The following is a 17,430-nucleotide window of genomic DNA, read 5'->3' on the forward strand; positions in this document are numbered from 1 at the left end:
GATCTAGCTCCAGCGCCCAGGTCCTCGAGACGCTTCAGACTTTCATCCGAACACAAAGACCGTGTTCAAATGAAAGTCTTCCAGCGCTTGTCGGACCTTAACGGGCGCTTGCGCTTTTCTGATCTAGCTCCAGCGCCCAGGTCCTCGAGACGCTTCAGACTTTCATCCGAACACAAAGACCGTGTTCAAATGAAAGTCTTCCAGCGCTTGTCGGACCTTAACGGGCGCTTGCGCTTTTCTGTATTAAAGCATTTTATATTCTTCGTGTCTTACGACGATTCGTTTTTCTTCGTCTTCTGAGTATTCTTCCCATTCAGCCACAATCGTATTGTTCAGTAAGCTAACTACTTTAGCTTTTCGGTTATCGATTTCGACTACACTACCGATTTCAGGGAGAATGATTTCCTGTTCTTCCTCCATGCAAATCCCTCTTTTCCATTTAAACTGATTTATATAATAACATAATTCATTTCTTATGCCTAACAATCTGGAAAATTTGCCACTCACTTTTAAATTAGAGGTTAAAAGTGAGCGGTATTCCTGTTCATAACGTTCACGTGGTGTGCATATAGTGAAACATAGCCTATTCTCTCCCCCCTCCTTGTGAGGGGAATTTTTGTGTGTTGAAACTGACTTGATAAACAGGTACTTTCTCTCTTTCATGTCTTAGGTCCAAGGTGTAAAATAAGGTTGGGAATGAATACATATTCAGGAGGTTATGAAATGTTTCGTCAAATGGAGGATTTTGTTCATGTTTGGGAGCGCGAAACGGCGCAAACTGGGAAACTGTTAAGTTATTTAACAGATGAGTCTCTTTCACAAAAGGTTGCACCAGATCATTTTACACTTGAAAAGTTAGGGGTTCACTTATCACAGGCAATCACGTTTATGATGTCGAGTGCTGGACTTGATCTAACTCCTTTAGAAGAGCGGGAGTCATACAATGCTCATGAAATTAAAGCGGTATATGAGCAAACGGCTGAAGGTTTCGTTCGTGTGCTACAAGATCAGTGGAATGATGAAAAGTTATCAGAATCAACAACGTTTTTTGGTAGTGAAACAACTTACGGAAGTATTCTGTATTTATTGCTTCAACATCAAACACACCACCGAGGACAAATGACGGTTTTGATGCGTCAAGCAGGTTTAACCGTTCCTGGAATGGTAGGACCATCTCGAGAAGAGTGGGCTGCTATGAAGGGGTAATGAATGCGAAACAGAGGGTTTCTTCACTATAGAAGAAACCCTCTGTTTATTTGTTAGAAGAAAAAAGACAATAAATCTCTTTTCCTTACATATACTGCCTGTGAAAAGAGGTGGAAATGTGGTGGATGAAAAGCAATCATGTTCTCTTCCGAACTGTGCACAAACAAACGATCAGGCTCCTTTATTTCGGGCTGAAGCCTATGATCCGATTGAGAAGAAGATAAAAGAAATCGATCTTGCGGACTATAAAGGAAAATGGGTAATCTTATTTTTCTATACAAGTGATTTTACCTTTGTGTGACCAACAGAACTAGCAGCGGTCGCTGCTATTTATCCAGAGCTTCAAGCTATGAATACGGTTGTACTCGGTATTAGTACAGATAGTGTGTATGCCCATAAAGTTTTTACCGAAGTGTCACCAGCCGCCTCTAAAGTGAACTATCCTCTTGTTAGTGATCGGAATCACCGGATTAGCCGCGACTACCGCGTGTTAAATGAAGAAGAAGGTGCAACGTATCGAGGAACAGTTATTATTAATCCAGAAGGCATCATCGTTTCAAAAATGATGTATCCTGTCGAGGTGGGAAGAAACGCTTATGAAATACTTCGTCTTATGCAAGCACTTCAATACAATAAAAAAACGGGAGAAGCAGTGCCCGCAAATTGGATGCCGGGTCAACCAGGAATCGTTCGGCGGTCAACGTATATTGGAAGGGTGTGAGAGCTTCGGAATCTGTCCGCTGCTCTTTTTTTTATAGCAGGCCATCAATTCGATAGCATGTTAGAAGGTAGGGGAGAAGGGGAAGAATAGTACTGTTGAAGGTTATGGTTTGAAATACGCGAAAATAGTGGAATGTTTTCCAATTGATTAATTACGTTGGAGTTCTAAAAGAAGTTGTTAGAAGGGAGGGGAGTTTCACAATGAATCCAACGAAACAAGCTAAAATATTTGATACACATGCAAAAATGTACGAAAAAAGAAGACGAAAAACGACTATAGATACGAAGTGGAGACACGAGTTATTAGCTAAGGCAGATGGAGATATACTTGAGCTATCTGTAGGAACAGGAACGAATTTTCCGATCTATCAAAACATTTCATCGCTCATAGCAGTTGATTTTAGTTTGGAAATGGTTCGGTATGCGAGGGAGGCTGCAAAGGAAACGACATATCCGTGTACGGTGCTCCATAAGGATGTGGAAAAACTTGAGTTTGAAGAAAATACATTTGATACGGTTGTATCGACGCTGTCTATGTGTTCTTACCCACACCCAGCCTTTGTGCTAGAGCAAATGGCGAAATGGTGTAAACCAGGCGGACAAGTTTTATTGTTTGAGCATGGCGTTAGCACAAACCCCTTAGTAGGCAAATTACAGAATAAACTAGATCCCTTCTTATCGAAAAGGATAGGCTGTCATGTTGACAGAGATATGCTGGGTTATGTTAAGCAATCAAGCTTGCATGTGAATCGGATTGAAAGCCACTTATTTGGTATGTTTCATCTTATCTTTGCAACAAAACGCGAGGCATAGCAAAAGGATGATTTTATCTAAACTTGTCGAATAATGACTTGTTTTGATAAGTGGTTACGATTGGATCAAGATTGTGATTTAATAGAAGAAGTGACGAGCGGACAGTGAACGAAATACCTTAAAAAATTGATTCGAATGAAACCTTTTCTATTGTCAAAACGTCTATAGAATGAACCGATTTGATAACGAAAGTTCGTCGCAAAAAATTAGAGTAATCGCCTTTTGTAACATTCGGATTACTTTTTTGTTACGTTAATGTTACAATGAGCGTGTTAATCTAAATGAAAGTGTGGCTATAAATATGTGTGGTTTTGTTGGGGTATTACGTACAGAACCAGGAAAAACGGATCATCACAATCATGCTGATTTCAAGAAAAGAAATCAAATTATTACGCATAGAGGTCCCGATGATGAGGGCTATTATACAGATGAATCAATTTCTCTTGGTTTTAGAAGACTAAGTATTATCGACCTTGAAAGTGGCCATCAGCCATACCATTATGAAAATAAGCGCTATTGGATGGTTTTTAATGGGGAAGTTTATAACTATGTTGAACTTCGTGAACGATTAAAGAAAGAAGGTTATACGTTCCAAACAGAGTCAGACACAGAAGTTGTGCTAACTCTGTTTGTTCATAAAGGAGAACAGGCATTCGCAGAATTAAGGGGGATGTTTTCAATCCTCATTTGGGACAAGCTTGAAAAGAAACTCGTTGGTGCTCGTGATCCTTTTGGCATTAAGCCGCTTTACTATAAGCAAACAGAAGAAGAAGTTATTTTTGCTTCTGAGAAAAAAAGTATTACGATGATTGATCAGTTCGAAGCAGTGAATCCGGCAGCTCTTCAGCATTATTTAAGTTTTCAATATGTGCCAGAACCTTTGACAATGACAGAGGGTATTAAGAAAGTCGAGCCTGGTCATTATTTTGTGAAGAAACATCACGAGCCCATGCTATTCAAACGTTATTTCCACGCAACATTCACACCAATAACAGCCGAACGAAATTGGGTGAAGGGTATTCAAAACGTTCTTTATGATTCCGTTAATATGCATATGCGTAGTGATGTGCCAGTAGGTTCTTTCTTATCTGGAGGAATTGACTCATCCATTATCGTTTCCATGGCAAAGAAATTCAATCCGCAAATTAAAACTTTTTCTGTTGGTTTTGAGCGTGAAGGATACTCTGAAGTTGACGTTGCCAAGGAAACAGCTGATAAACTTGAGGTGCCTAATTATTCATATATGATTTCGGCTAAGGAATATGTTCAAAAGCTTCCTAAAATTATGTGGCATATGGATGATCCTCTGGCTGATCCAGCTTGTGTCCCTCTTTATTTCGTGGCACGAGAAGCAAGAAAGCACGTAACGGTTGTTTTATCAGGTGAAGGTGCTGATGAGCTCTTTGGTGGATATAATATTTATCGTGAACCGGATTCGCTTCGTCTTTTCCAGCCAATGCCTGGTGTGATGAAGAAGATGGTGAACCGTGTTGCGAATGTGATGCCTGAGGGCGTTCGAGGAAAAAGTTTTCTTGAGAGGGGTTCAACACCACTTTCTGAGCGTTATATCGGTAATGCTAAGATGTTTGAGGAGAATGAAAAGAAAAAGCTCCTCACCACTTACTACGAAAATGAGCATTATCAAAAAATCACCAAACCGTTTTATCAAAATGTGAAGCGAGACAATCCGGTTAATCAGATGCAATACATCGACATTCAAACGTGGTTAAGAGGAGATATTCTTTTAAAAGCGGATAAGATGACGATGGCGAATGCTCTTGAATTACGCGTTCCATTTCTAGATAAAGAAGTGTTTAAAGTCGCACGTGAGATTCCTGTTCATGAAAAAATAGCAGACGGTACAACAAAGTCGATTCTTAGGAAAGCTGCGCGTGGCATTGTGCCGGATCATGTTTTGGATCGAAAGAAACTTGGTTTCCCAGTACCGATTCGCCACTGGTTACGAAATGAATTATACGAATGGGCAAAGCAGTTGATTCATGTGAGCGAAACCGATTATTTGATCGATAAAACGATTGTGATCAAGCTTCTTCAAGCACATAAAGCTGAAAAAGGAGATTATTCACGAAAAATATGGACCGTGCTAATTTTTATGCTATGGCATCAAATTTTTGTAGAAGGCGTTTATTCGTTTGAAGAACTGCAAAAAGAAGACGAAATTGTAAGCAAAGTAGCAACGTATCGGTAAATAAAAAGGGTGATCCTCTAGAGGATCATCCTTTTTGCGTTCACGTCAAAAATTAGGAATGCTTTTCTTCAATTTGAAGAAGGCGTTTTTCGATTGATTTATAATCATCTTGATGCCCTGTAAAGACGGCGAGGTCATAGAGACGGTTTAGCAAGTAATCACGGTCAAGATGGTAGATGAACTGTTTTGGAATATGGTCCATCGAATTTTTAGCGAAATCCCAAACAACATCAAGCTTATCTTTACTAATCGATTGGGCAACCATACTAAGGGCCGCGATAATTTCAGTTATGATCGGATAATTGTCTCCAGCGTAATGCCTTAAATAGCCAAAACCACGATAAAGATAATAATTAAAATCTTCTGTATCCATGACAACTCTTACTTGTTGTTCACGATCGGCTAGATAAGGGGTGAATGTGATGTCTCGTTCGACTTCGAGAAGGAGATCAGCCATTTGGTGAATGACGGTTATGGTCGTTTGGGGATCATCATTACCTAATGATTTCACACCGATTTCTGCGAGTTTCGTCATTCCCATCTTTAAGTCTTGAATCTCCGTTTCTTTATAGCCCTGCTCAATGTGATCGCAGTACTTTTCTACGTTTACTCGCTCTGCACCAGTCCCCCAGTAAGAAAAGAAGCGGTTCCCTTTTAATACATAATCTCCTACTTTATTATGAAGTTTAATAATGATTTGATCTTTTTGAGCTTCATCAATCATCGCTTTAAAATCAATAAGTTGGATGTAGCCTGAGTCAGGAGCTGTAATAAGCGTTTCGGTTTCTCGTTCTTTCTCCATGAGATCGCCGGGGTCTTCACAGCGAAATTGTTCTAGGTCGTTTCTGAGTGTTTCTCTCACAATCGAAATCGATTCTTCCTTCATGTTTGTGGCAATATTATGTACCTGCATCCAACTTGTAGCATGGTTGATGAAGAAAATAAACGTCACCACCGTCACAAAGGCGAGGAAAACGGTCGTGCCTGGAATGGCAACGAAATACTCATCTTCTTTACTTGTAATAAATAAGAAAACGACAAGAACATAAACAAAGCTTCCGTGGAAAATACCGATAAAGTGCTGAGTGGTTCGATCGGCTACGAAATTAAGTAGCATACGAGGTGAAAATTGCCCGCTAAATGTTGTCAGAACAACAAGTAAGGAGTTAAGCGTAAAGGCACTTAGCGTTAAAATCCCGCCAATAAGGGCACTAATGAGTAACCTGGTAGGTTGTGCAGTCGTTCGAATCATGTTGGGTGTGTACTGTGAAAGCTCGAGAACTAAATCTAAATATAACGTGAGAGCGACAAAAACAAAGGCACCTAAAATATATAATCCTGGCATATACCAGAGCGTTGCCTGAAGTTCATGTTTACGGATACGCTTTGACATCTCGAAATACTTCCGTAACTGCCATGGTAAGAGTTTCTTCATTATGACTGGGGCTCCCTTCAATATCTTTCATTAACACTTTAGAATTACCCTCAGTGTGGGTCGTTAAACCGTGGAGGGGAAAAAAGTATTCTTTTTTTCAAGTAATGTAAGGCGGTTAACCAAAACACACTTTTTAAAATCGTTCTGAATCAGCGTACATGCATAGGTTAAGAAGGCGGGGGAATAATGAATTGATAGAGCATGAAAACGAAGGTGATCAACATGATGTTCGAAAAAGCAATCCTCTGGTTATTAGTTTTTTTAGGGATTGGTTTATTTATATTTAGTCTTCGAAAGCCCCCATTAAAAGAATGGCTTCTCTTTTTTTTACTTACAGGGTATTTTTCTTCGATTATTGGCGTGATTGTTGTCGAAGAAGGGATGCTTACTTATCCTGTCAACTTGTTTAATCGACATTTTGACTCTAGCCTTACATATGAATATGTATTATTTCCGGTATTAGGCATTTATTATTATCAGTCGACATTTCGTTCAGGATGGGTTGGTTATGTTGGGAAGGCAGCCATTTATTCGGCGATTATTACGATCTTGGAATTTTTTCTCGAAAAATATACAGATCTTATTCACTATGAGAGCTGGACTTGGTGGTATACGTTTTTAAGTACACTGTTATTGTTGGTGATGATTAGGGTGATTGTAAAATATTTACCTGGTGTCGAACGGCAGAGATAACGCATGATTTTTACAATAGGAATGAATACTATCTTCAGAGTCCATTGAATGGAGGTAGTCAAGTTGTTACAAAAACTAATCTTATTATTAAGTATAACGTTGCTTTTCTTAGTCCCGATTAACGTTCATGCGGAAGCTCCTTCTTATGCAAAATGGGGAAAAATAGCTATTGAGGAAACGACGAAAAAATATCCAGATCAACAAGTGACTGACTATAGGTACGATGGGAAAGTATTTATCTCTGATGTAAGAGAACAATATGATTTCGAATTTACGTTAAAGCAAAACGGTCAGTCAAGAGAGATTCGCGTGTATGTACTCGTTAATCCTCAAAAAGATAAGCTGATCGATGTGAAGTATGATGAGATTGAAGAATTTCAATAAACCGCGTTAAAGCCAGTTGTAATAACTGGCTTTTTGATGTTGGCGCTGTAAAAGAAGGATTTTAGTGTGTTAAATCGAATAATAGTAGCTAGAGATAAAGAGCGATTTCACAAATAAGGAGAGGAAGAGTGTGAACATTATTAAGCGTAAGGCAGATGTAGAAGCATTGCTAAAGAATTTCGATCAACTCGCTGAATTTGATCAGGTTGGTCAAAAGCATTATATGGTTTTTGAGGATACTGAAAGAAATGGCCTTTGTACGCTCATGAAATATAAAAACTCGTCGTTTTCTATTCATTGTAAAGGTGCATCGTATTGCGATGAAGAGGAGCGGTTTTTGGAATCTGAAGAACTTATTCACTATTTATGGAAGAGGCGAAAAGCCGTTAATGCCGTGCTTCGTGATTCAATGAAGGAAAAGATTGAAGCTTAGAACAAAGGAATCGAGTTTTACTCTTTGTATAATTGATTCCTTATAAAATGAAGCAAGAGTGCTGAAGAGTTTCTGAGATTCGTGTAGACTGTATAGGGTAACAGAATGCAGTTAAGAATTGAGGGACTCTAGTGTTAGGTGTATTTATTGAGATTATCGTGCCCGTGTTTATACTAATTGGGATTGGCGTAATGCTACATCGCATATTTCAATTTGATTTATACACGCTTGCAAAAGTAAACATTTATTTCATTGTGCCTGGATTTATTTTTCTAAAGCTTTATGAAACAGCTTTTTCTTTATCATTATTTCTATCCGTACTTACGTTCTTCAGCATTTTAATTGTGGTTTTATACGTTGTATCTAATGTAATCAGTCGATTATTTGGCTACAGTCGAAGCGTACGTGCTTCGTTTACAAACAGCATACTGTTTTATAATTCAGGAAACTATGGCGTCCCTGTAAATGATCTCGTTTTTAAACAAGACCCCTTTGCGATGTCGATTCAAGTCATTATCTTAACGTTCCAGAACATCCTGACGTTCTCGTGGGGGATTTTTGCATTGAAAACGGTCGAAGGAAGCAAGGTAAGCGCGCTTCTTGGTTATTTTAAAATGCCGGTTTTATATGCAATGTTACTTGGGATCGGATTCAATTTACTAGATGTCACTGTTCCTGAGTTTGTCCTCATACCAGCTGATTACATTGCCGATTCGATGATCGCGATCGCGTTATTGACACTTGGCGCTCAAGTTGCTCAACTACGTTTAGCAAAGAATTTATCTGTTGTGTATGTAAGCTTGATCATCCGTCTTTTACTTGGACCACTCATTGCGCTCGGCATTATTTTTGTATTAGGGATTGAGGGCGTAACAGCGCAGGCGCTGTTTATTTCCTCCGCGATGCCAACAGCAGTAAATAGTGCGATCATTGCGCAAGAATATGAGAATGAGCCCGAGCTTTCTGCACAAATTGTATTGGCCTCCACCGTATTCAGTATGATTACGGTTACTGCGGTTATTTCGATTGGTCGTTTGTTATTTTAACGGAAGAGGGATAACGAATTGGAAATCAGAACCATTGATTTTGTCTGATGGAAGGTGTAGAGTATAAGCATAAGCAATACCCATTTCCTGCAACGCACGTTAACAACGGTTGTCTCAAACCGATGCTAGTTTTCCGGGAACTCTACATCCAGTTGCTGATAACAAGCCGGCCTTCTGAGCGGGACGTTAAAGGTAGCTGTGCGGGTACCCACCTGCTTTTACGCGGGCTTTGAGACACTTATAGTGACGACGGAGCGGGTTTGGGTTTAAACTTGCTTATGTGATTACATAGAGTGATGAATGTTCATAGATGAAAGGCATGGAAGCAAATTGCTTCCATGCCTTTTTTAGTGTGCAGAGCACCTATTCGACACCTTTCGAGCTCAAACGGGTGGTGACAGGCACTCCCCGCACTCCCTATCTAAGTGAAGTACTCCAATTTCGCATCTGGGAAGAACTTATTGATGTATCCTCCTAATGTGTCTTTCATATCCTGCTGCTGATCTTTTTGATAGACGTACTTGCCAATGCCGTATTTTCCCCATTTGTACATCCGGTCTTCTTCTTCCATTTCAAGTTTTGTCATCGGGTAATTTTTTTGAATGACGCGTTTCGCCGGTTTTGTGAACCGGTGCTGAATGAGTTCAAATGTTAAATCTTTCGTTGCGCTTTTAGGAAGCTTTGCTTCAAGTTTCTCAAACAAAGTTAAATAGCCTTGTTTCCAATCATCATACAAGTAAATAGGTGCGATGATAAACCCAAGTGGATAACCAGCTTCAGCGACTTTCGCTGCTGCTTCAATCCGTTCATCCAGTCGCGATGTACCCGGTTCAAGAAACTTAATCACATAATCGGCATTCATACTAAAGCGAAAGCGCGTCCTTCCTTGATGGTCTGCATCGAGAAGGTGATCCACGTGTGCGAACTTTGTTACGAAGCGGAGGCGTCCGTAATCTGATTTTCCGAAGTATTCAATCGCGTGTTTTAATGTATGTGTTAAATGATCAATGCCAACGATGTCCGACGTACAGGATGCTTCAAATCGAGTTGGTTCTGGCGCTCTCTCCTGCATATATTTCTCGGCTGCATCGAATATGTCATCTGTATTCACGTACGTTCGGATATACGGCTTGCTTCCCATTGTGGTTTGTAGATAACAATAATGACAGTGGCCCATACAACCAGTTGCAAACGGAATCGCATATTCAGCAGAAGGTTTGGATGTATCAAACTTTAACGTTTTTCTTACGCCAACTACAAGCGTTGATTTAGCAACGCGATACTGTTGGAAATGATTATCTCCGGGGAGATTCCTTACTTGATTGTGTGAGGTGGTTTCCCTGATTTCAATATCCATTTTAGTAAACTTCTCGTGGAGTTCCCGTCCAAGAGGATATTCTAACGCTCTTGGTTCCATATAGACAAGCTGAGGCACAAATGGTTTAACCAATGAAAGACCTCCTATTCGATCGATCCGAAGTATGTGGCATAGGCCTGTTCTGCTTCCGCTTCTGAATGATAAATCGCAATATCAGAATCAAGTGGGTAGTAAGTCTCGTATAAGAACAAGGCTAGCTTACCAGGTTGATCAGGATCGTTCACAACAGCAGCTTCCTGGATGTTCGCAACATTGTAAGTATGCGGATTACGATACATGACGTAAACGACGTCACCCGCTTGATATCCTTGCCCTGAATCATACGTTGAATCATGTAAATCCATCTTATCACTCCTTTACGTTCTTCTTCCTCATTGTTCCACAAGAGCGTGGATTCCTTTCTGGTAAATAACGCCTATTTCCGTCATGAAGCGTTGAAAGAATGCATACGATGTTCTGTTGACTTGATTTTAGGGGAGGTGCGTGAAGGGATGTTGAAATGGTTTAAAATCTTGGTGCCTTCACATAGTTTGACAGACAGGATCTTTGCTCGGTTCAAACTGTACAGGAAATTGAGAGGTGGCACATGGCAAAAGGTATCTGATCGAGTAGCTCCTAAGAAAAGCGTGTGGGTTAGAAAGGCGGTTAATGCTCAGGAATATTATGTATGGAAAACAGAGGTCCATGAATAGGGTCGGATTTCAACGCCTCTATTATAATAAACTCTCGACATGTATTGACAAATAGCGGGTGGTGACAGGCACTCGCTATTTCTATATGAAATGAATAAATTAATGGAAAAGCCCTATACTATTTTGTATATATATGTCAAAACGTAATCTAGAAAGAACAGTAATAAAAAAGTAGTGGAGTTGGAGAGAAATATAAGGCAGACTAGGTGTAAAAATCGGAAGAGCAAGCCCTTTAACCGTTTGGAAGTAGGAGATAAGTAATGAATATTGGTATCGTTATTCTACTAGCGTTACTTGCCTTATGGAAAGCTGATTGGAGAAATTGGGAGAAATACTACCCATCTATGCTATACATCGCATTAGCCGCATCTGTATATGAAATCATTGCTTATGAGAAATTTCATTTGTGGGATTTTAAAGAAAGTATCCTTCTTTCTAAAGTAATGGTTCATTTCATACATAATTTAATCATAAATCCTCTTGTTGTCTTGCTCTTTTTATCAAATTATCCTTCTTCTGGAAGTGAAGTGATCTACAATGCAAAATGGGTTGTAGGATTTTGGATTGTTGAATGTTTGGTATCAACAACCGATGCAATTACTTATCATAATGGATGGAATTTGGGTTGGTCCTTATTATTTCTTATCGTTATGTTTCCAATGGTTCGTCTTCATCACCTTAACAAAAGCCTCGCACTGCCTTTATCTATTGGAATTTCATTACTCCTTTTACTTCTATTTGATTACATCTAGTAAAGCAATCATTGGGTAAGAGACACTAGTTGGCTAAACGAAAGTGGCTTAAAATAAATTAATTTCATAAAGACAGTCATCAATATGCAGGTATTGTTGACTGTCTTTTCCTATGAATGGAAAACGTCTATACTTGGTGATGTAGTGAATGTTACTAAAGGAGAACGTACGATGCAGTTATTCTTATCAAATAAACCATCTGCTTTTATTGAAACCATCGTAAGTGGATTACTAGGATCACTTTTGTTTCATCTTCTTCAAGCGCCTCTTCCATGGATGCTTGGTCCGTTAACTGGCGTAACGATCTGGCATTTTAGTACAGGAAGGACGCTCTATTGGCCTACTTCATTACGAAACATAGCTCTGCTTTTAATTGGTTATATGCTTGGTTCCTCTTTCACGCAGCGCACAGTTCACGAAATAACCCAACATTTCCCATATATTATTGCAGTTACCCTATCAACAGTTTTTGGAAGTTTATTACTCGGGCTGATTATTGTGAAAAAAACAAACATCAAGCTAATCGACGGATTATTCGGGAGCGTACCAGGGGGATTATCTCAAGTTGCTATTCTAAGTGAAGAGATAAAAGAAATCGACACTGGAACAATTGTGTTTATGCAAACAATCCGTGTCATCCTAGTCATCTTGTTAATCCCATTTCTTACAATGTATTTTATTAAACCAGAATCCTCGCTGAATAGTCCAGCTTCTGAAGTTGGTACGGAAGCTGTTGCTTTTCCTTCCTTGTTCGGTCTTTTTTTACTTGCGATCATTGGAGCGTTTTTAGGGAAGAAATTAAAGCTTCCGGCTGCATTTTTAACAGGCCCCTTGCTTATCATCGCACTATTTTCGATAACAGCAGTGGAAGTGCCTGCTCTTCCGCCATTTTTCGTTTTGATTTCTCAATACTTATTGGGAATTTATCTTGGTCTGTATTTGAAAAAAGAAATGCGCAGTAACATCCGGATAATCGGGATTTATTCAATTTCCACCAGTATTCTCTTGGTGTTTTTTTCATTTTTACTAGCAGTTCTTTTAACAAAAATAACGTCGCTTCACTTGGCAACGGCATTTCTCAGTACGGCTCCAGGAGGACTAGCTGAAATGGGTGTTACGGCAACACTAGTTGATGCTGACCTTGCAATGATTAGCGGCTATCAACTTTTTCGAATTTTTTTTATTATGTTTATCGCACTTCCATTGTTGAAATGGTGGATCAGAAGAAAAGTTCGATTGAATCCATCAAAATTTCTCTAGTCTTATATGGAAAATCTCTAGAAGCTTTGACGAAAACAGATTCTCCTACATATAAAGAACAATGAACGCAAATTCGATGATAACGTTTGTAGGATAAGCATTAACAAGATATCAATAGAGGAGGATCAACCAGGATGGATGCTTTTCAGATGATCACTTTTATTAAAGAACTTGAACGATTAAAGGATACAACTCGGACGGCATACATGAGAAGCGGCAGACGAGAGAGTGTGGCAGAACATTCCTGGCGCCTCGCGATGTTTGCTTTTGCCCTGAGTGATCAATTCCCTGAGCTCGATCACTTTCGTGTTTTGTGTATGTGTCTTGTGCACGACCTTGGTGAAGCGTATGACGGGGATATTTCTGCAACGATACAGGTTAATCAACAAGAAAAGATTCGAAAAGAAGAGGAAGCGGTGCAACGTCTCACTTCGGCTCTTAGTGGAAAACAAAGTGGTACTATTCTTTCGCTATGTCAGGAGTATAATCGTGGCGAAACGAAAGAATCTCTGTTTGTCAAAGCGCTAGATAAAATGGAGACGATCATTCAGCACACTCAGGGAACGAATCCACCTGGGTTTGATTATGAGTTTAATCTTACTTATGGGAAAGAGTATGCACAATATGATGAAATGATAAAGGCAATACGTCATGAAATTGATAAAGAAACGTTAAAAAAAATGAATGAAAATGCGTAAAAGGTAAGGTGTAAGAAGGTGGAAATTAGATTAATTCGACATGGGAAATCAGCGTGTGATTTTTCAAAGCGTATAACGAGCTGCGATTACCGAGAATGGGTGATCAAATACGGAGAATTAGGGATATGCGATGAAGCACCTGCAAACGTACAACGGGCATTAAGAGACGCATCTATCGTATTTACAAGTGATTTCAAACGTGCTATCGACTCTGCCCAATCAGCGGTTGCCTTCCAAAGTGATTCAATCTATCGGGAACTCGAACTTCCTCATTACCCCGTTAAGTTACTCAAGCTAAACCCTCGCACATGGACAGTTTTCTATCGGTTTCTCTGGCTGATGGGATTTTCCAAGAAGGTAGAAAATAAAAAACGAGCGACGAAGCGGGCAAAAACGGCCGCTCAGCAATTAGAAGATAGCGCACGGAAACACGGTACTGTCATTTTAGTCGGACATGGATTTTTTAACCGCTATATAGGAAATACCTTAACAAAACGGGGCTGGACATTAGAAGGGAACAAGGGCACGACAAACTGGACAATCCATACGTATACTAAATGACATAGATGGGTTTCTTTTACTACAAGGCGGTGAACGAATCGGACTGCCACGTTCCAAAAAAATAATCGAGTGATTTTCCTTCAATCCTTATTATGCTGGAATATTTTTAGGAGTGCGGTGGAAAAAAGAATTATTTCATAGAGCTCATACATCATAATGGTGGCATACGAAGTCATTCTCTTATGAGAGCGGTTACGTAGTTTTCATCTTCAGTTAAGTAAAGTGATTTGTTAACATTGCAAGTGTGGGGAGAATTTTGCTTTTCCTAAAAAAGATTCAAGAAAGCACATTTAAAGAAGAACCTCGATGTTATCGCAGCAAAGCATAAAGGAAGAAGCTGGGGGTCATTTAGCTGATCGCTTGTGAAATCAAGGGGTTGTCAAAAATGAAAAAGTAGGTAAAATGGACGCAAGGTTAAAGAATTGAAGTGTTTGGCATCATAGAAAAACATGCCAAACATATCATGGAAGTATAGAAATTAAACTGTTCCACAGAGGAACCATTACATGCTTGGAAAGGGGAAAAAATCATGAATCGTTCAGTGGTCTGTCCATGTGAGGGTGTTATTGAGAAGATCTTTGTTCATCATTCATCCCGCGTTTATGAGTGGGAGCCAATGTTTGTCATCCGAAACGGGCAGGGCAATACCCAGAAAATTACGCTTGGAGTAAGCGGAGAAATTTCTGAACTTCATGTGAAAGAGAATGATCGTGTGACAGGCGGATACATTCTTGCATCAATGAAAGAAGATGACTTTGTAACAGGAAGCGATTAATAATCGGTCGTTGCCGAACACATTGATAAATAAGATTGACACGAACTGGTGCAAGCATGACGGGCTACCGTAGTGCTTGTGCCTTTTTTATTTGGTGAGTTAAACCTTTCTCTCTTTTTGTTTACAAAAGTTTCTTGTCAGATTCTAACGAATATGTCTTGCAGGATCCATTAATTTTTAGTAAAGTACACATATATTACACCTGAGATGGACAAATGTTTTTGTATGGAGGACACTATGAAGAAAATTGGACTATTGCCACGTATTCTTATTGCTATTGCCCTTGGTATTGTTATTGGAGCTTATCTTCCTGAAGCGGTTGTACGTATTTTCGCGACGTTTAATGGGATTTTCGGAAACTTTCTTGGTTTCGCGATTCCATTAATCATTATTGGCTTTATTGCACCTGGAATAGGTGAAATTGGGAAAGGCGCGGGAAAGTTGATCGGGATCACAACTACGGTTGCCTACCTTTCTACTTTTTTGGCTGGTTTGCTTGCCTTCTTCGCAGCACGAAATCTTTACCCCCTCTTTCTTGAAACGGGCGGAGCTGCAGCAGAAATGGCAAACCCTGAAGAGTCGTTGTTAAAACCTTTTTTCGAAGTTGAAATTCCGCCTATTATGGGTGTGATGACAGCGCTCGTACTGGCGTTTACTCTAGGACTTGGAATGGCCGCCATGAAGGGAAAGATGTTAAAAGGCGTTATGGTTGAGTTTCGAACCATTATTGAGAAAGTGATTCGTTTTGTCATCATTCCATTATTACCGCTTCATATTCTTGGTATTTTTGCTAACATGACGAGTGCTGGTCAAGTTCAGACAATCTTAAGCGTATTTGCAAAAGTGTTTGTCATGATCATACTCCTTCACCTGACAATGCTATTAATCCAATATAGTGTGACAGGTGCTGCTACGTCACGTAATCCGTTGAAGCTTCTTAAAGGGATGATGCCAGCTTACTTTACAGCGCTTGGTACTCAGTCTTCAGCGTCTACGATTCCTGTAACATTAAGGCAAACGAAAAAGAACGGTGTACGTGAGAAAATAGCTGACTTCAGCGTTCCACTTCTTGCAACGATTCACCTTTCAGGAAGTACAATTACAATCGTTTCTTGTGCGATGGCAGTGATGTTGTTGAATGGACAAGACCCAACGTTTGCATCGATTATTCCATTTATTCTTATGTTAGGGATAACGATGATTGCTGCACCAGGCGTACCGGGCGGTGCTGTGATGGCGGCGATTGGTTTGCTTGAGACAATGCTTGGATTTGATCCAACAATGGTATCGCTTATGATCGCGTTATATCTTGCACAGGATAGCTTCGGTACAGCTTGTAATGTGACAGGTGATGGTGCTCTGTCTGGTCTTGTTGATCGATTAACGAGAGAGAAATCACCAGTGAAAAGTACGGTTAAAGCTGGATAAAGAACTGGACAGGCACTCGCCTGTCCTTTTTGTATGCATAGCGTTCGTCTCTTTATTCTCCGAAGAAAAGAGGGTTTCATACGGTTACTCCCGAATTGAATGAAGTTGAGGAGGTGAGAGCGATGAACACCATTTTAAATCAGAACAAACAAAGCTGGGATAAAGTAGCGCATCATTTTAATGGAATTGATGCGCTACCGCACTATGGTCCTTATGCACAAACAGAGGAAGACCTTCATTTATTTGATGGAGTGGCAAATGCGAAAGTGCTCGAAATTGGCTATGGTAGTGGCCATTCACTTCGGTATATGGCTAGAAGAGGGGCTTCTGAACTTTGGGGAGTTGATTTGTCTGAAGAACAAAGAAGAACGGCAGAAAGTACGCTAGCCGGTTTATCAGCTAAGTTATTTTGTGCGCCGATGGAACAAGAGATCGGTTTACCAAAAAACTATTTTGATCACGTTTTTTCGATCTATGCGATTGGGTGGACTACGGATTTAACTCGTACGTTTGAGTTGGTTTATTCTTATTTAAAAAAGGGAGGAAGTTTTATTTTTAGCTGGGATCATCCTCTTTATGCGCATGTAACGAGTGAGAATGGTGAGATTTCGTTGAACGGTTCTTATCAGCAGGAAGGATTACATACGTTTGAAGATTTTAAAGGGGAAGGCGTCCGGATGACAATCCATAAGCGGAAAATGGCCACGTATATCAATCAGTTGATCCAGGCTGGTTTTACCATTCAAGAGGTCATTGAAAGTGATGTTTCACCTCTGTATAACGAAGAGGACGAGGTTATCTCTGACCGTTATTATTCTCTTTATAAAGCGAGAAAGTTCCCAACTACGATGATTCTTAAAGCAGTTAAAGAATAAATGGAAATTTTCGGGAGAAAACGAAACTTTTATGATGATAGATCGTAACTTTAAAAGAGAGTTAGTTCATCA

The 17,430-nt window shown here is 39.8% G+C and carries 19 protein-coding genes and 1 other RNA gene; 16 read left to right on the forward strand and 4 right to left on the reverse strand.

The genetic code is table 11. From position 1 onward, the window contains the following. Positions 1-243: 243 nt before the first annotated feature. Complete coding sequence (locus LCL91_RS00410; RefSeq protein ID WP_159781973.1) at positions 244-420, reverse strand: hypothetical protein; 177 nt, start codon at positions 418-420, stop codon at positions 244-246. A gap of 303 nt (positions 421-723) precedes the next feature. On the opposite strand from LCL91_RS00410, the gene LCL91_RS00415 reads away from it, so the two are divergent. The 4 genes from LCL91_RS00415 to asnB all read left to right on the forward strand — a co-directional run bounded on the left by LCL91_RS00415 (position 724) and on the right by asnB (position 4,948). Beyond that, positions 724-1,206, forward strand: a complete 483-nt coding sequence (locus tag LCL91_RS00415) for a DinB family protein (protein WP_224878994.1) — start codon at positions 724-726, stop codon at positions 1,204-1,206. Positions 1,207-1,327: 121 nt separating this feature from the next. Beyond that, on the forward strand, positions 1,328-1,927 hold the full coding sequence (locus tag LCL91_RS00420; RefSeq protein WP_224880148.1) for a peroxiredoxin: 600 nt from the start codon (positions 1,328-1,330) through the stop codon (positions 1,925-1,927). Between the two features lie 200 nt (positions 1,928-2,127). Next, positions 2,128-2,739, forward strand: a complete 612-nt coding sequence (locus tag LCL91_RS00425; RefSeq protein WP_224878996.1) for a class I SAM-dependent methyltransferase — start codon at positions 2,128-2,130, stop codon at positions 2,737-2,739. Positions 2,740-3,040: 301 nt separating this feature from the next. Further along, positions 3,041-4,948 (forward strand): asparagine synthase (glutamine-hydrolyzing), encoded by a 1,908-nt coding sequence (asnB, locus tag LCL91_RS00430; RefSeq protein ID WP_224878998.1) that lies wholly within the window; start codon positions 3,041-3,043, stop codon positions 4,946-4,948. A 52-nt stretch (positions 4,949-5,000) separates the two neighbouring features. On the opposite strand, the gene LCL91_RS00435 is transcribed toward asnB, so the two are convergent. Beyond that, a complete protein-coding gene (locus LCL91_RS00435; RefSeq protein ID WP_224879000.1) occupies positions 5,001-6,383 on the reverse strand; it encodes a DUF2254 domain-containing protein in 1,383 nt (460 codons plus the stop codon). A 225-nt stretch (positions 6,384-6,608) separates the two neighbouring features. Between LCL91_RS00435 and LCL91_RS00440 the strand changes: the two genes are divergently transcribed. The 5 genes from LCL91_RS00440 to ssrS all read left to right on the forward strand — a co-directional run bounded on the left by LCL91_RS00440 (position 6,609) and on the right by ssrS (position 9,204). Beyond that, positions 6,609-7,076: a CBO0543 family protein gene (locus LCL91_RS00440; RefSeq protein ID WP_224879002.1), complete on the forward strand. Its 468-nt coding sequence runs from the start codon at positions 6,609-6,611 to the stop codon at positions 7,074-7,076. 63 nt (positions 7,077-7,139) lie between these two features. After that, positions 7,140-7,460: a DUF3889 domain-containing protein gene (locus tag LCL91_RS00445; protein WP_224879005.1), complete on the forward strand. Its 321-nt coding sequence runs from the start codon at positions 7,140-7,142 to the stop codon at positions 7,458-7,460. 130 nt (positions 7,461-7,590) lie between these two features. Beyond that, the gene (locus LCL91_RS00450) at positions 7,591-7,893 is read left to right on the forward strand and encodes a hypothetical protein (protein WP_224879007.1); all 303 of its coding nucleotides are present in this window, start codon (positions 7,591-7,593) and stop codon (positions 7,891-7,893) included. Between the two features lie 131 nt (positions 7,894-8,024). Next, the gene (locus tag LCL91_RS00455; protein WP_224879009.1) at positions 8,025-8,939 is read left to right on the forward strand and encodes an AEC family transporter; all 915 of its coding nucleotides are present in this window, start codon (positions 8,025-8,027) and stop codon (positions 8,937-8,939) included. Between the two features lie 81 nt (positions 8,940-9,020). Next, a non-coding RNA gene (gene ssrS, locus LCL91_RS00460) (6S RNA) lies at positions 9,021-9,204 on the forward strand. 156 nt (positions 9,205-9,360) lie between these two features. On the opposite strand, the gene splB is transcribed toward ssrS, so the two are convergent. Together splB and LCL91_RS00470 are read right to left on the reverse strand one after the other, a co-directional pair. Then, a complete protein-coding gene (gene splB, locus LCL91_RS00465) occupies positions 9,361-10,389 on the reverse strand; it encodes a spore photoproduct lyase (RefSeq protein ID WP_224879011.1) in 1,029 nt (342 codons plus the stop codon). An 11-nt stretch (positions 10,390-10,400) separates the two neighbouring features. Further along, positions 10,401-10,661 (reverse strand): transcriptional regulator SplA domain-containing protein, encoded by a 261-nt coding sequence (locus LCL91_RS00470; RefSeq protein WP_166001146.1) that lies wholly within the window; start codon positions 10,659-10,661, stop codon positions 10,401-10,403. A 608-nt stretch (positions 10,662-11,269) separates the two neighbouring features. Here LCL91_RS00470 and LCL91_RS00475 point away from each other — a divergent pair. The 7 genes from LCL91_RS00475 to LCL91_RS00505 all read left to right on the forward strand — a co-directional run bounded on the left by LCL91_RS00475 (position 11,270) and on the right by LCL91_RS00505 (position 17,358). Next, complete coding sequence (locus LCL91_RS00475; RefSeq protein WP_224879013.1) at positions 11,270-11,761, forward strand: CBO0543 family protein; 492 nt, start codon at positions 11,270-11,272, stop codon at positions 11,759-11,761. Between the two features lie 171 nt (positions 11,762-11,932). After that, a complete protein-coding gene (locus tag LCL91_RS00480; RefSeq protein ID WP_224879014.1) occupies positions 11,933-13,021 on the forward strand; it encodes an AbrB family transcriptional regulator in 1,089 nt (362 codons plus the stop codon). Between the two features lie 134 nt (positions 13,022-13,155). After that, positions 13,156-13,719 (forward strand): HD domain-containing protein, encoded by a 564-nt coding sequence (locus LCL91_RS00485; RefSeq protein ID WP_224879016.1) that lies wholly within the window; start codon positions 13,156-13,158, stop codon positions 13,717-13,719. Positions 13,720-13,737: 18 nt separating this feature from the next. Next, positions 13,738-14,280 carry a histidine phosphatase family protein gene (locus tag LCL91_RS00490; protein WP_224879018.1) on the forward strand — a complete coding sequence of 181 codons (543 nt, stop codon included), beginning with the start codon at positions 13,738-13,740 and terminating at the stop codon, positions 14,278-14,280. Positions 14,281-14,809: 529 nt separating this feature from the next. Beyond that, positions 14,810-15,055 (forward strand): biotin/lipoyl-binding protein, encoded by a 246-nt coding sequence (locus LCL91_RS00495; RefSeq protein WP_224879020.1) that lies wholly within the window; start codon positions 14,810-14,812, stop codon positions 15,053-15,055. A 237-nt stretch (positions 15,056-15,292) separates the two neighbouring features. After that, a complete protein-coding gene (locus LCL91_RS00500) occupies positions 15,293-16,483 on the forward strand; it encodes a dicarboxylate/amino acid:cation symporter (protein ID WP_224879022.1) in 1,191 nt (396 codons plus the stop codon). A gap of 122 nt (positions 16,484-16,605) precedes the next feature. Further along, entirely contained in the window at positions 16,606-17,358 is a 753-nt protein-coding gene (locus tag LCL91_RS00505; protein ID WP_224879024.1) for a class I SAM-dependent methyltransferase, read from the forward strand. The last annotated feature ends 72 nt before the right edge of the window (positions 17,359-17,430 follow it).

This window comes from Guptibacillus hwajinpoensis (assembly GCF_020171785.1).
In the GTDB taxonomy this organism is placed as follows: Bacteria; Bacillota; Bacilli; order Bacillales; family Guptibacillaceae; genus Guptibacillus; species Guptibacillus sedimenti.

Coding starts and splice junctions, on each gene's coding strand:
- LCL91_RS00500 (WP_224879022.1), top strand. CDS start 15,293: ATGAAGAAAATTGGACTATTGCCACGTATTCTTATTGCTATTGCCCTT.
- LCL91_RS00470 (WP_166001146.1), bottom strand. CDS start 10,661: ATGGATTTACATGATTCAACGTATGATTCAGGGCAAGGATATCAAGCG.
- LCL91_RS00415 (WP_224878994.1), top strand. CDS start 724: ATGTTTCGTCAAATGGAGGATTTTGTTCATGTTTGGGAGCGCGAAACG.
- LCL91_RS00480 (WP_224879014.1), top strand. CDS start 11,933: ATGCAGTTATTCTTATCAAATAAACCATCTGCTTTTATTGAAACCATC.
- LCL91_RS00440 (WP_224879002.1), top strand. CDS start 6,609: ATGTTCGAAAAAGCAATCCTCTGGTTATTAGTTTTTTTAGGGATTGGT.
- LCL91_RS00505 (WP_224879024.1), top strand. CDS start 16,606: ATGAACACCATTTTAAATCAGAACAAACAAAGCTGGGATAAAGTAGCG.
- LCL91_RS00410 (WP_159781973.1), bottom strand. CDS start 420: ATGGAGGAAGAACAGGAAATCATTCTCCCTGAAATCGGTAGTGTAGTC.
- LCL91_RS00485 (WP_224879016.1), top strand. CDS start 13,156: ATGGATGCTTTTCAGATGATCACTTTTATTAAAGAACTTGAACGATTA.
- LCL91_RS00475 (WP_224879013.1), top strand. CDS start 11,270: ATGAATATTGGTATCGTTATTCTACTAGCGTTACTTGCCTTATGGAAA.
- asnB (WP_224878998.1), top strand. CDS start 3,041: ATGTGTGGTTTTGTTGGGGTATTACGTACAGAACCAGGAAAAACGGAT.
- LCL91_RS00435 (WP_224879000.1), bottom strand. CDS start 6,383: ATGAAGAAACTCTTACCATGGCAGTTACGGAAGTATTTCGAGATGTCA.
- LCL91_RS00495 (WP_224879020.1), top strand. CDS start 14,810: ATGAATCGTTCAGTGGTCTGTCCATGTGAGGGTGTTATTGAGAAGATC.
- LCL91_RS00425 (WP_224878996.1), top strand. CDS start 2,128: ATGAATCCAACGAAACAAGCTAAAATATTTGATACACATGCAAAAATG.